Origin of the sequence: Planococcus antarcticus DSM 14505, from assembly GCF_001687565.2 — a bacterium.
Lineage (GTDB): Bacteria > Bacillota > Bacilli > Bacillales_A > Planococcaceae > Planococcus > Planococcus antarcticus.
This window is the reverse complement of record NZ_CP016534.2, coordinates 3,229,608-3,242,556: the sequence shown is the minus strand read 5'-3', so window position 1 is coordinate 3,242,556 and position 12,949 is coordinate 3,229,608. Positions and strand designations below refer to the sequence as shown.

Genomic DNA, 12,949 nt, shown 5'->3' with positions numbered 1-12,949 from the left:
AGGAAGTCAAATGAAAAAGGCGATGCTTACAACAATTCTAGCGGCTAGTGCTTTCGTATTTGCTGGATGCAACTCAGAAGAATCCGCGAAGGGAGAAACAGGTGAAGGTGGAGCATTTGAACCTTCACAAAATATCGAAATGGTAGCACCCGCCGGAGCAGGTGGTGGCTGGGACACAACAGCACGCGAGGTGGCAAGGGTCTTTGGAGAAACAGAAATTATTGATGAGAACATGACAGTAGTGAATAAAGAAGGTGGCGGGGGCGCGATTGCCTGGGCTTACATTCACGGACAAGATGACAGTCCTTACAATTTGTTTGTGGCATCTCCTCCATTAATGTTTGTTCCTTTAAATGGACAATCTGAATATGGTCATGAAGACTTCACACCATTAGCAAACATGATTGCAGATTACGGTGCATTTGCGGTAAGTGCAGATAGTGAATGGACTGACTTGAACGACTTGTTTGATCAGATGAAAAAAGATCCGGAGAGTGTGACGGTCGTAGGAACGTCAGCACCAGGAAGCATGGATCATATGCAATTTGTCCGCATCGCGAAGGCAGCAGGCGTTGACCCGACAAAGATCAAGTATGTGTCTGACCAGGATGGAGGCGCATTGACTTCAGTTTTGAATGGATCGGTTGATGTGTTTTCTACAGGCGTAGGTGAAGTGGTTGAGCAAGTGCGTGCTGGAAACATCAAAATTCTCGGTATAACAGCGGAAGAACGTTTAGAAGGTGAAATTCTTTCGGACTTCCCTACAGCTATTGAACAGGGTATCGATGAAAGCTTCATCAATTGGCGCGGATTCTTTGGACCACCAAATATGGACCCGGCAGCAGTAGAATTTTATGAAGCGAAATTCAAGGAATTAAGTGAATCTGAAGAGTTTGCTGAAGTGCGAGAAAAGTATGGATGGAACAAGATGTACTTAAGTTCGGAAGAATATAAGGATTTTTTGAATGAAGAATACAAAGAGATCGAAGTTCTTTTGGAGGAAATCGGGTTAGGAAACTAGAGAAATCAGAAGCCGAATAATGAGTATTCGGTTTCTTTCTTTTCAGTCTGAAGGAGGCGTTCCATTTGCTGTCAACAATCAATCAACGAATCGGTCTTATCCTATTTATCATTGCAGCTATTTACTTGTTCCTGAGCTTTCAGTTGCCAAATTATCCATACGCACCTATAGATGCAGACGTTATACCCAAAGGCTTGGGTGTCCTGATGCTCGTCCTGTCTGCCGCTCTGTTTTTTTCTAGAGCCATTGAGACAGAAGCTGAAAAAGAAAAGCGCAATATTCCCAAAAAAGAATTATTAGTATTATTGGCTGTCTTTGCCATGATTTTTTTCTACATTCTACTGTTTGAAATAATTGGCTTTGTCGTCATGACAGCTGTCTTTATTTTTTTCAGTTCCTGGTTTTTGGGATATACCAAATGGAAAACCAATATCATCGTTTCAATTTTATTTCCTTTAGGCATGTATGCGATTTTTGTTTTTGCGTTAGGAATCTCGCTGCCTAAAGGCATTTTACCAATATAGGGGGTGTGGATTTCATGAATGCTTTTGACGGAATGATAACAGGTTTTCAAGTCGCACTAAGCTGGGAAGGAATCTTGTTTGTTTTAATTGGGGTGATTGTCGGGACGTTAATCGGGATGATGCCAGGTCTCGGGCCCATCAGTGCCATCGCAATTATGATTCCCATTACATATGGAATGGATCCTGCACCGGCATTGGTAATGATGGCTGGTGTATATTATGGAGCCGTATTTGGCGGTTCGACTTCTTCGATTCTATTGAATGCCCCTGGGATATCAGGAACCGTTGCAACTGCTTTTGACGGCTACCCGATGGCACAACAAGGTAAGGCCGGGAAAGCACTAGCCATTGCAGCAATTGCTTCGTTCTTCGGTGGAACTGTATCAGTCATCATGCTGATGTTGCTGGCCCCTGCACTGTCCAGCGTGGCGATTTCTTTTGGGCCACCTGCTTATTTTGCTTTAATGCTTATGGGCTTAACGGCTATCTCCAGCTTGTCTGAAGGATCCACTATAAAGGCCATGATCTCTGCAGTAGCCGGAGTGATGGTCGTCACGATCGGAATTGATCCGCAAACCGGTACACAGCGATTCACTTTTGGAAATGTGAATTTGTTCGAGGGCTTTGACTTTTTGATTATTGCACTCGGCTTATTTGCCATAGCAGAAGTATGTATGCTAGTCCTTAATCGAAAAAATCGTAGCCTGAGCGATGATCAAAAGCTTGGAAGTCTAAAAGTAACACGTGCGGATTTGAAAGAGATGAGCGGTCCGATGACACGCCAGTCATTTGTCGGATTTATCTTGGGCGTACTGCCGGGTGCCGGTGCAACAATCGCTTCTTTCATTAGCTACATTTTCGAAAAGCGGATTTCAAAAAATCCAGAGGAATTTGGAAAAGGATCCATCAAAGGATTAGCTGCTCCAGAAAGTTCCAACAACGCAGCAACAAGCGGCGCATTTGTACCGCTGCTCAGTCTTGGTATTCCAGGTTCAGGGACAACAGCAGTCATGCTGGGAGCATTTCTGGTGCTGGGCGTCCAGCCGGGTCCGCTTTTGATGACGGATCGTCCTGAAATATTTTGGGGAATTATCGCAAGTATGTACTTAGGGAACATTTTCCTGTTGGTGTTAAACTTGCCGCTTATTCCATACCTTGCTAAAATCCTCAGTATCCCAAGACCGTTACTAATTTCATTGGTCATCATGTTCAGTTTGATCGGTGTCTATTCAATCAGCTTTAATGTGTTCGATCTCTATATGCTGCTAGTTTTTGGCGCATTGGGATTTGCTATGCGGGTCTTTTCTTTTCCAGCTCCGCCGTTTATCCTGGCATTTATCTTGGGTGGCATGATGGAGCAGGCATTTAGACAATCTATGACGATTTCAAATGGCAGCTTAGCGATTTTTGTTGACAGTCCACTGCCTTTGTCATTAATTCTCATTGCTTTCTTGTCACTTGTTATTCCGAGTATTCTAAAATGGAGAAGCCGCCGCAAGCTGGCTAAAATGTAAGGAGGAGAGTGTGTGAGTTTTTCTGAACTTCGTCCATGGCTTATCATGCTGTTGTTCAGCTTAGCTGCATTTAGTTTCTTCTATACGAATATTGCATCTGCCTATTCACTCCAACAGCTATTAACACTACTGCTGCTCGGGGTTGCAATCTATTTCTGGACACTCAGTCCGCTGCCTATTGCAGCCTCAAGTTTAGTATTGGTTGGATTGATATTGCTGCTTGGCGTTGCAGAAAAGCCGGAAGAAGCCTCCAGTGGGTTTTTACCGAATGCCATTTACTTCATCTTAGTGCTATCACTTATTTCAGCCGCTTTAGTAAAGGCTGGAGTAGATCGGGTATTTGCTCATATCATCATAAAATTCAGCAGAGGCGGAATCCGGGCGATTTTACTGGGTTTGCCTCTGCTAATTGTATTTATGGCTGTATTCCTGCCTTCAGCAGTCGCGCGTTTTCGAATACTTGAACCGATTGTCGAACAGGTAAATGGTCGGTTTGGTTTTGGGCAGGAAAGCCTGTTTCGCAAATATTGCATGTACGTGATCGGGATGCTTAATCAGAATTCGACGATGATTGTATTGATGGCTGGCGGATTTCCGATTTTGGCAGCGCAATTGCTGAAGGACTTCGGCGGCATCCAGATTTCGAGGCTTGGGTGGTTTTTGCGTATTGCTCCTCCTTTATGGCTGGCGATGCTGATTATAAGCTTTGGTGTCTGGTTTTACTTTAAGCGGAACAGCGCTCTTCTAATCACTGCTCATTGGAAAATCCCTGAAATGGAGGCTGGTGTGCTTCCACCAAGGTTTTGGTGGATTATGCTACCTTTTGGAATGATGATTATTAGTTGGATTGTTTTAGATCATCAACAAGTTCCACTGATTTTGGACCCACTTCTATTGGTTGGCTACTATACTATGCCAATCAATGGACTAATAACGAATAAAACAGTGAGGACCTATGATTGGGAGAATTTTCTGCTTCTTGGTTCTTCTTTTTCTCTTGGTTAATTAATTGAGGAGAACGGGACTGCATTTGTGTTAGCTGAGCAGTTGATGAGTTTTCTGCCTGATGGATTCGATGACTTCGGAAACATTGTCTACATCGCTTGTTTTACCTTTGTCCTCCGCTTTCTGTTTGTGGTTCTTTCAACTTCGATGATCATCATTTTTCCTATCGTTATGAACTATGCAGATATTTTGGATTTGTCTGTCATGTCTTCTGCGTTTTTAGTCATCATGATTATTGGTGGTGTCACTATTTTGCCAATCCATTCATCTACAACATTTCTGGCTTTTCAAAAAAATGCGTTTTCTTTAAAAGAGCAAATCATCGTTGGCAGCTATTCGAGCATTGTCATTCCTGTCATTGCAATCACATGGGCAACTCTTATTTGGTGACTTATTGTTGAATGAAAGAATTAGCTTTTAAAAGTCGATAAGAAAGAAGAAAAGAAGAAATCGCTCCAGGCGGACGCAGCGTTGAGCATCCTCGTCGCAAGCTCCTTTGGGGTCTCATGGATACCGCTCCACTGCAGGAGCAGTTGGGTTTTTGCTGGCTTCCACTCTTTCCCCTCAGCGTCTTTGAATAACGACTTTTTCTCTCGTATGTTTAGCTGAATCTATACCGGGTAGGGTACTTATAGAGCGAAAAAATCAGAGGAGGAACTACAATATGTTTAATTACACAGTAGATACATCAAAAACAGTGAGCGAGGCTGTTAAAGACTTAGAGGAAAATTTAAAAGCAGAGAAATTCGGTGTTCTGTGGAATTTCGATTTGACTGCGAAGCTTCAAGAAAAAGGAGAAGATTTCGATACCCCCTATACTATTTTAGAAGTCTGCAACCCGAAAGAAGCGAATCGTGTGTTATCGGAAAACTTGATGATCGGCTATTTCTTACCTTGTAAAATCGTTGTCTACAAAGAAAGTGACGGAGTGAAGATTGGAATGCCTAAGCCTACTGCCTTGATTGGCATGGTGGAAGACCAAAACATCAAGTCGATTGCTGAAGATATTGAAGAACGATTAATCAAGTGTATCGATCAGTCAGCATAAATAAAGTCGGACATTTTTTATACAGATTAACCCCCGTAGTTTGATATAAGTTTTGTGATAAGCCAATCTATTGACTTAATACCCTTGGGGGTATACTGTTAGGGTAAGCAAAACATCCTTTATATTATTAATAGGAGGCATCATTGATGTGAAATACGATAAACTTGTTGAGAATCGATTGAAAAGAATAGAAGGTCAGCTTCGGGGCGTTATTAAAATGGTTGAAAATGACGGAGAGTGCAGAGACGTCGTTATGCAACTTTCAGCAGTAAGGAGTGCAGTGGATCGTGCCATTGGCGTTATTGTTAGTGACAACCTTGAAACGTGCGTACGTGAAAGCATAGAGAAGGGCGAAAGCACTGAAAGCATCGTAAAAGAAGCTGTAGACTTACTAGTGAAAAGCAGATAAAAAATTTTTGTTTGACATTCAGAAACAGTTGCTTTAACATACCCTATAGGGTATAAAGAAAGTGCGGCGCCACTATAAACCGCTATTTTTTTTGGCAATAAAATATACCCCTATGGGTAATTTAAAATGGAGGCAATACAATGGCACAAGAACAAAAGAAAACAACGATCGTATTATTCAGCGGTGACTATGATAAGGCAATGGCAGCTTACATTATTGCCAACGGTGCTGCGGCATACGATCACGAAGTGACAATCTTCCACACTTTCTGGGGATTGAATGCATTACGAAAAGAAAACCCACCAGCTTTGAAAAAAGGGCGTCTGGAAACTATGTTCGCGAAAATGATGCCAAGAGGCGCAGATAAACTTGGTTTATCAAATATGCAGTTTGGTGGAATGGGACCTAAAATGATTAAACAAGTCATGAAAAAACACAATGCACTATCTTTACCACAATTAATTGAGATGGCAGAAGAGCAAGATGTAAAAATGATTGCCTGTACAATGACAATGGATCTTCTTGGTTTGCAACAAGAAGAATTGCTTGATGGAATCGAATACGCTGGTGTTGCTGCTTATCTCGGAGATGCGGAAGATGGCAACGTTAACTTATTTATTTAACCGTATTTGGAGTAGAAGGGAAGAATGCAACATGGAATGGACTACATGGCTTTTAATTGGAGTGGTTGTTCTTTGGTTGGTTTATCGGTTCACTTCACCTGCTAAGGGAATTCAATCGATTTCTACAGAAGAAATGAAAACGCTGCTCAGCAAGAAAGATGAGCAGTATATCGATGTACGGACCCCCGCCGAATTTAAAGGAAATCATGTTAAAGGATTTAAGAACATCCCTTTAAATGAATTACCAAAGCGTATGAATGAACTGTCAAAAGACAAAGAGATACTGGTCATTTGTCAAAGCGGAATGCGCAGCAGTAAAGCCAGTCAATTATTGAAGAAGAATGGGTTCACCGCAATAACAAACATCAGAGGCGGCATGAGCAGTTACCGCGGATAAAGGAGAAATCTGTTATGAAAACAATGACAACTCAGCAGGTTCAAGAATTAGTAGAAAGTAAACAAGCGATCCACTTAATCGATGTTCGCGAAACAGACGAAGTTGCAGCAGGGAAAATTCCTGGCGCTATTAATATTCCGTTAGGGTTATTAGAATTCCGCATGAGTGAACTCGACAAAGCTTCAGAGTATATCATGGTTTGCCGTTCAGGTGGACGCAGTGGACAAGCTACCCGTTTTCTTGATAATCAGGGATACACAGTCACCAACATGGATGGCGGAATGTTGGATTGGAACGGCCAAACTAACTAATAGCCTGCTAAAGAACAGGTAAATTTTCAAGGAGGAAATTAAATGGTACAGACAGACTTAACATTAGATGCAAAAGGACTAGCATGTCCGATGCCAATCGTAAAAGCGAAAAAGACGATGAAAAGCATGGATTCAGGTAAAGTATTAGAAATTCAAGCAACGGATAAAGGTTCTACGGCCGATTTTCAAGCATGGGCAAAAAGTTCAGGGCATCAATATATCGGAACTGAAACTGAAGGAGATGTGTTGCGTCATTTTCTCCGCAAAGATGGAGCAGGAGCTCCTGAAGAAACGATTACAATACCTGAAATTTCATTGACAGATTTCACTCGGAAAGTTGAAAGCGGTGAAGCGATAACGATTTTGGATGTCCGCGAAAAAGATGAATTCGAGGAAGCTCATATTCTTGGCGCAGTCCACATCCCCTTAAGTGAAGTAGAAACGCGAATGGATGAATTGAAAAAAGAAGACACGATTTATATCATTTGTCATTCTGGTAGAAGAAGCGGCATAGCAGGAGATATAATGGCCAAAAATGGTTTTGATAGCCTATATAATGTAGTACCAGGTATGAACGAGTGGACAGAGAAAACGGAGTAAAAAATTTTTAAAATATATACCCCTGGAGGTAATTTAGGAATGATTGTAAAAGCAATGAAGGCAAGTGAAGTAGCAAAAAAAGTAGTAAATAACCAGCCGTTGTTCATCTTAGATGTACGAAATGGTGAAGCCTTCGCAGATTGGAAAATCGAAGGTGGCAATATCCACTATTTGAATACTCCTTATTTCGATTTATTGGACGGCGTCGAAGAAGTGGTTTCAGAATTGCCAACAGACAGAGATATCTTAGTGGTCTGTGCAAAAGAAGGGTCGTCTGTCATGGTAGCAGAAATGCTATCCGAAGAAGGTATTCATGCAGCTTATCTTGAAGGTGGCATGAAATCTTGGAGTGAGCATCTGGAACCAGTAAAAGTCGGTGAATTGCAGGGCGGCGGCGAATTATATCAGTTTGTCCGTCTCGGCAAGGGATGTCTTTCCTATATGGCCATCTCTGATGGGGAAGCCGCTGTTATTGATGCAACCCGCATGGCAGATATCTTCTTGGACTTCGCGCAGGAAAAAGGCGCAACAATCAAGCATGTGTTTGATACGCATTTGCATGCTGATCACATTTCAGGAGGGCGTGCGATTGCAGAAGCGACGGGCGCAAGCTATTATTTACCGCCAAAAGATGCAGAAGATGTCGCATTTGAATACGCAGCTCTGGAAAATGGCTTGGAAGTAGCAATCGGAAGCTCAGAAATTGAAATTGAAGCTCTTTATTCACCTGGGCATACAATCGGCTCTACGTCATTTATCGTGGATCAGCGCTATTTGATGACCGGCGATATTTTGTTTATCGACTCCATTGGGCGACCGGATCTTGCAGGTCTCGCGGATGACTGGGTAGGCGATTTAAGAGAATCCCTTTACAAGCGCTATCAGGAATTAGCAGATGAGCTTGTCGTTCTTCCAGCTCATTTCATGATCATCGAAGAGTTGAACGAAGATGGCAGTGTCGCTAAAAAACTTGGGGACCTGTTCAAGGAAAACCACGGACTGAATATTGCAGACGAGCAGGAATTCCGCGACATGGTCACAAAGAATTTGCCGCCGCAGCCCAATGCATATCAAGATATCCGCAAAACAAATATGGGGAAAATCGTACCGGATGAAGAAGTGCAGCGTGAAATGGAAATCGGACCAAATCGCTGTGCAGTACGTTAAGTAAAAGATATAAGTTGAACGAGGTGTTATTTCAACTAAGTTAGAGGGAGGAAACGAAGAAAGTGCTCCAGACGGACGCTTTGGACCCGAAAGCGGAGCTGGTTTGCGGAATATTCACAGGAGAATAATAAATAATCATTTCAATATATATAATAGACAACCCAAAGGAGAGATTTTGATGAACGCAGATAAAGTATTGGATGCAAAAGGGTTGGCATGCCCGATGCCGATCGTAAAAACAAGAAAAGAAATGAAGGAAATGGAAATTGGACAGGTTCTTGAAATCCTGGCAACCGACAAAGGTGCGAAAGCAGATTTGGCTGCATGGGCAAAATCCGGTGGCCATGAGCTGTTGGATTCACAGGAAACCGGGGATGTCTTTACATTCTGGATAAAGAAAGGCTAAGAGTTGGATCAAAGGGTATCGCCGTGATGCCCTTTTCTCTTTTAGGAAGGTGAAATAAAATGAGCTTGGATTTTATCATTGTTATTTTCATCATCGGATTTGTAGGATCCTTCATTTCGGGAATGGTGGGGATTGGCGGATCAATCATCAAGTATCCGATGCTACTTTATATACCGGTAATGCTCGGGTATACGGCTTTCAGTGCCCATGAAGTATCAGGCATCAGTGCAATTCAGGTCTTTTTTGCGACCATCGCAGGTGTCTGGGCATACCGTGGCAGCGGTTATTTAAATAAAACCTTGATTGCTTATATGGGCAGCGCCATTTTAGTGGGCAGCTTTATCGGTGGCTTCGGCTCCACTTTGATGTCGGAGCAGGCAATCAATATTGTCTATGCGGTATTGGCGACCATCGCTGTTGTGATGATGTTCATGCCGAAAAAAGGAGTCGATGACATTCCGCTTGATCAAGTTACCTTCAATAAATGGCTAGCAGCGGGATTGGCTTTTGTTGTCGGAATAGCCGCCGGAATCGTTGGAGCAGCAGGTGCCTTTATTCTGGTGCCGATCATGCTGATTGTGTTGAAAATCCCAACCCGGATGACCATTGCGACTTCACTTGCTATCACATTTTTGTCGTCCATCGGTGCGACAATCGGAAAAATTGTTACAGATCAGATCTTATACGGTCCGGCAGCAGTAATGATTGTCGCAAGTATACTTGCAGCTCCTCTTGGAGCGAAGCTGGGGCAAAAAATGAACACGAAATATCTGCAATGGATTTTGGCTTTACTAATTTTAGGAACAGCCATTAAAATCTGGACAGATATTCTTTAATGCAAAAAGAGAGGGTGCCTTTTAAAAGGCGTTCTCTCTTTTTATCTGTCAGCGCTTTGAGCACTTATTATTTCGATTCGGTCCGATGGGTAGGTGTAGTTGCCGGTCCGTTCAATCTGAGCGACTTCATACATCGCCAATGCGACATCTCTCGCTTCAACAGGCTTGTATTTTTTCATCTTTCCCTGTAGCAATTTGCTGATGATCGGACTTAGGACAGTGGCGGCTTTTTCGCCTAAGCGAAATTCCTGGCGTTCTCCAAGCAGCAAAGAGGGCTGGAATACATGCAACGCAGTCAATCTGGTTTTCTTCAGGCGTACCTGCAGTTGTCCTTTAGTGCGGCTGTAAAAGACTTTTGATTCAGCGTCCGCGCCAAGTGCCGTAATAATCAGAAATTTCTTCACTTGTTGCAACTTTGCCATTTCAGCCATTTTCAGAGGATATTCATAATCGACTTTTTTGAATGCATCCTGTGATCCAGCTTTTTTGATAGTGGTGCCGAGACAACAAAAGACATCGTCAACGTCAAAGTGGTGGGCGTAATGATCCAGCTTATCGAAATCGGTGACCACCTGTTCGAGTTTTTCATGTGCCATGTCCAGTGGACGGCGAACCAGGATTTTCACCCGGCTGTAATAGGGGCTGTCTAAAAGGATATGGAGCAATTCGTTGCCGACCAGTCCGCTTGCTCCTGCCAGTAGAGCAGTTTTGTTGTTCATTGTGAACGACTCCTTTTTCTTTGTCTTCTTCCTATAAAAACTACTATACCCCAATATACAGAGAATTGTCTTTTTGCTTTGAATCTTTGGCTGAAGGAGTACAATAAGAGTAGCAACGAAAGGAAAGGAAGAAGCGCATGAAACCAGTGATAGTCGCTGAAAAGCCAAGCCAAGCCAAGGCCTACGCTGAAGCGTTCAAAACCACGAAACGTGATGGCTATATTGAAGTCGCACCCGATGCGATTTTTCCAGAAGGTGCCTATATCACATGGGGAATCGGCCATCTCGTGGAATTAAAAGAACCGAAGGCTTATGACCCGAAATGGGGTAAATGGTCACTGGCAGCGCTACCGATTTTGCCGGATAGCTATCAGTTTCAAGTGGCAAGAGGCAAGGCACAGCAATTTGGCATTATCAAGAAATTGATTTTTCAGACCGATACGGTCATCAACGCCTGTGATGTGGACCGGGAAGGATCCAATATATTCTATAGCATCTACTACCATACGGGTGCCAAAAACAAGAAAATTCAGCGATTGTGGATCAACTCACTAGAAGCTGATGAAGTTAGAAAAGGTTTTCAGGAACTGCGTGACAATCGACAGGATTTGTTATTGTACCAAGAAGCAAAAGCCCGTCAAATTAGCGATTGGCTCGTTGGGATGAATGGTTCCCGTTTGTATTCCCTATTGCTCCAAGAAAAAGGCATACAAGAAGTTTTTGCTATCGGAAGAGTACAAACACCGACCGTTTTTCTAATCTATCAGCGCGAAAAAGAAATTGAAGCATTTGTTCCAGAACCTTTTTATGAAATTGAAGGCATTTTTGATGCGGAAAAAGGACGCTACAAAGGAAAAGTGAAGCTAAGGGCAAAAGAGCGGAAAGAAGCGGAAGAACTGTTGGCAAAACACGCGGTTTCCGCTAAAGAAGAAGGCATCGTGACGCATGTGAAGACCACAGAAAAACGCACACCACCGCCACAGCTGCACTCCTTATCGACTTTGCAGGCAGCAGCTAACCGGAAGTGGAAATACAGTCCAGCGAAGGTGTTGTCTGTCATGCAGGGATTGTATGAAAAAAAGCTTGTCAGCTACCCAAGAACCGATACGCAGCACATTACGCCAGGTGAGTTTAGTTATTTGGCAGGGCAGGTTGAAAAATACCAACTGCTGATCGATGCGCCATTTCCCATAGCTTCAAAAGTACCGAAAAAACGGTTTGTCGACAGTTCCAAAGTCCAAGAACATTATGCCATCATTCCAACGAAAACCATACCGACAACGAGAAAACTAGAAGGCCTGGCAAAAGACGAACGCAATTTATACGAAGAAGTTTTGCGTACGACATTAACCATGTTCCATAAAGATTACCGCTATGCTGAAACGAAAGTGACGACAGATGTTAAAGGTTTGGCTTTTTTCACAACCGGTAAAACCGAACTTGAAAAAGGCTGGAAAGGGCTATTTCTTGTCAGCAAAGAAGCGAAAGAAGAACCGTCTCTTCCAGCGCTGCATGAAGGGGAACGAGTAAAAAGTAAGGTCGATATAAAAGAAAGCATGACAACAGCGCCAAAGCCGTATACCGAAGGACAGCTGATCGCCATGATGAAAACTTGCGGAAAGTTTGCAGAAGATGTAGAGGATACTGAAATCCTTAAGGAAATTGAAGGACTTGGAACGGAAGCGACGAGAAGTGGCATCATTGAAACAATCAAACGCCATGAATACATTTCAGTTACTAAAAATATCGTTTCAATCACGGGAAAAGGTCGTATTCTCTGTCAATCCATCGAAGGCAATTTATTGTCGAGTCCGTCAATGACTGCCAAATGGGAGACTTATTTGAAGAAAATAGGTAAAGGCGAAGGTTCAGCTGAAGTGTTCTTAGCAACCATCGGCAAGTTTATCCAAAAGCTACTCGACGAGGTACCGGGGCAAATGCTGAAAAATGGATTGCCGGAACAAATGGCGACACCTGATGCCAAAGATGAGATTGCCCTTTGCCCAAGGTGTAAAACCGGCATGATTGTATCTCGAAGAGGCTCTTACAATTGCACTGAACACGCCAATGGCTGCAAACAATCCTTTCCTGCCACTTTTCTGAAAAAACGATTGACGGCCAAGCAAATCGAATACTTATGCACAAAAGGAAAGACACCAGTTATTAAAGGCTTTGTTTCGAAAAATGGCAAGAAGTTCAATGCCAAACTGGTGTTGGAAGACGGTAAATTAAAGATGGAATTTTGATTTTTTTATAATAAGTTAGACTAAAGACACCGGCTTTTCGATACTACGCCAGGTATGGCTTCCGCTATGAGTTGAGAAGACCACTCGGCTCGTAATCTCGCTTAGTCACTGGGTGCATCGGCA

At 42.9% G+C, this 12,949-nt stretch carries 16 protein-coding genes; 15 read left to right on the top strand and 1 reads right to left on the bottom strand.

What is annotated here, in order from left to right; all coding sequences use genetic code 11:
* The first annotated feature begins 10 nt into the window (after positions 1-10).
* The 14 genes from BBH88_RS15925 (at position 11) to BBH88_RS15865 (ending at position 9,861) form a co-directional block, all read left to right on the top strand.
* Positions 11-1,021: a tripartite tricarboxylate transporter substrate binding protein gene (locus BBH88_RS15925; RefSeq protein ID WP_006829066.1), complete on the top strand. Its 1,011-nt coding sequence runs from the start codon at positions 11-13 to the stop codon at positions 1,019-1,021.
* Between the two features lie 65 nt (positions 1,022-1,086).
* Complete coding sequence (locus tag BBH88_RS15920; RefSeq protein ID WP_006829065.1) at positions 1,087-1,545, top strand: tripartite tricarboxylate transporter TctB family protein; 459 nt, start codon at positions 1,087-1,089, stop codon at positions 1,543-1,545.
* A 14-nt stretch (positions 1,546-1,559) separates the two neighbouring features.
* Positions 1,560-3,059 (top strand): tripartite tricarboxylate transporter permease, encoded by a 1,500-nt coding sequence (locus tag BBH88_RS15915; RefSeq protein WP_065536515.1) that lies wholly within the window; start codon positions 1,560-1,562, stop codon positions 3,057-3,059.
* A 12-nt stretch (positions 3,060-3,071) separates the two neighbouring features.
* Entirely contained in the window at positions 3,072-4,064 is a 993-nt protein-coding gene (locus BBH88_RS15910; RefSeq protein WP_083387802.1) for an anion permease, read from the top strand.
* A 27-nt stretch (positions 4,065-4,091) separates the two neighbouring features.
* Complete coding sequence (locus BBH88_RS19700) at positions 4,092-4,454, top strand: hypothetical protein (protein ID WP_083387801.1); 363 nt, start codon at positions 4,092-4,094, stop codon at positions 4,452-4,454.
* Positions 4,455-4,728: 274 nt separating this feature from the next.
* Positions 4,729-5,112 (top strand): DUF302 domain-containing protein, encoded by a 384-nt coding sequence (locus BBH88_RS15905; RefSeq protein ID WP_006829061.1) that lies wholly within the window; start codon positions 4,729-4,731, stop codon positions 5,110-5,112.
* A gap of 148 nt (positions 5,113-5,260) precedes the next feature.
* Positions 5,261-5,521: a metal-sensitive transcriptional regulator gene (locus tag BBH88_RS15900; protein WP_006829060.1), complete on the top strand. Its 261-nt coding sequence runs from the start codon at positions 5,261-5,263 to the stop codon at positions 5,519-5,521.
* Between the two features lie 140 nt (positions 5,522-5,661).
* Positions 5,662-6,144: a DsrE/DsrF/DrsH-like family protein gene (locus BBH88_RS15895; protein WP_006829059.1), complete on the top strand. Its 483-nt coding sequence runs from the start codon at positions 5,662-5,664 to the stop codon at positions 6,142-6,144.
* Between the two features lie 31 nt (positions 6,145-6,175).
* Complete coding sequence (locus BBH88_RS15890; RefSeq protein WP_006829058.1) at positions 6,176-6,541, top strand: rhodanese-like domain-containing protein; 366 nt, start codon at positions 6,176-6,178, stop codon at positions 6,539-6,541.
* Between the two features lie 14 nt (positions 6,542-6,555).
* Complete coding sequence (locus BBH88_RS15885; protein ID WP_065536516.1) at positions 6,556-6,852, top strand: rhodanese-like domain-containing protein; 297 nt, start codon at positions 6,556-6,558, stop codon at positions 6,850-6,852.
* A 42-nt stretch (positions 6,853-6,894) separates the two neighbouring features.
* Positions 6,895-7,452 carry a sulfurtransferase TusA family protein gene (locus BBH88_RS15880; RefSeq protein ID WP_006829056.1) on the top strand — a complete coding sequence of 186 codons (558 nt, stop codon included), beginning with the start codon at positions 6,895-6,897 and terminating at the stop codon, positions 7,450-7,452.
* 39 nt (positions 7,453-7,491) lie between these two features.
* Positions 7,492-8,619, top strand: a complete 1,128-nt coding sequence (locus tag BBH88_RS15875) for an MBL fold metallo-hydrolase (protein ID WP_006829055.1) — start codon at positions 7,492-7,494, stop codon at positions 8,617-8,619.
* A gap of 178 nt (positions 8,620-8,797) precedes the next feature.
* A complete protein-coding gene (locus tag BBH88_RS15870; RefSeq protein ID WP_006829054.1) occupies positions 8,798-9,025 on the top strand; it encodes a sulfurtransferase TusA family protein in 228 nt (75 codons plus the stop codon).
* A 59-nt stretch (positions 9,026-9,084) separates the two neighbouring features.
* A complete protein-coding gene (locus tag BBH88_RS15865) occupies positions 9,085-9,861 on the top strand; it encodes a sulfite exporter TauE/SafE family protein (RefSeq protein WP_040852012.1) in 777 nt (258 codons plus the stop codon).
* Between the two features lie 41 nt (positions 9,862-9,902).
* Here BBH88_RS15865 and BBH88_RS15860 read toward each other — a convergent pair whose 3' ends face one another.
* A complete protein-coding gene (locus BBH88_RS15860; RefSeq protein ID WP_006829052.1) occupies positions 9,903-10,580 on the bottom strand; it encodes an oxidoreductase in 678 nt (225 codons plus the stop codon).
* A 137-nt stretch (positions 10,581-10,717) separates the two neighbouring features.
* Between BBH88_RS15860 and topB the strand changes: the two genes are divergently transcribed.
* A complete protein-coding gene (topB, locus tag BBH88_RS15855; protein ID WP_006829051.1) occupies positions 10,718-12,826 on the top strand; it encodes a type IA DNA topoisomerase in 2,109 nt (702 codons plus the stop codon).
* The last annotated feature ends 123 nt before the right edge of the window (positions 12,827-12,949 follow it).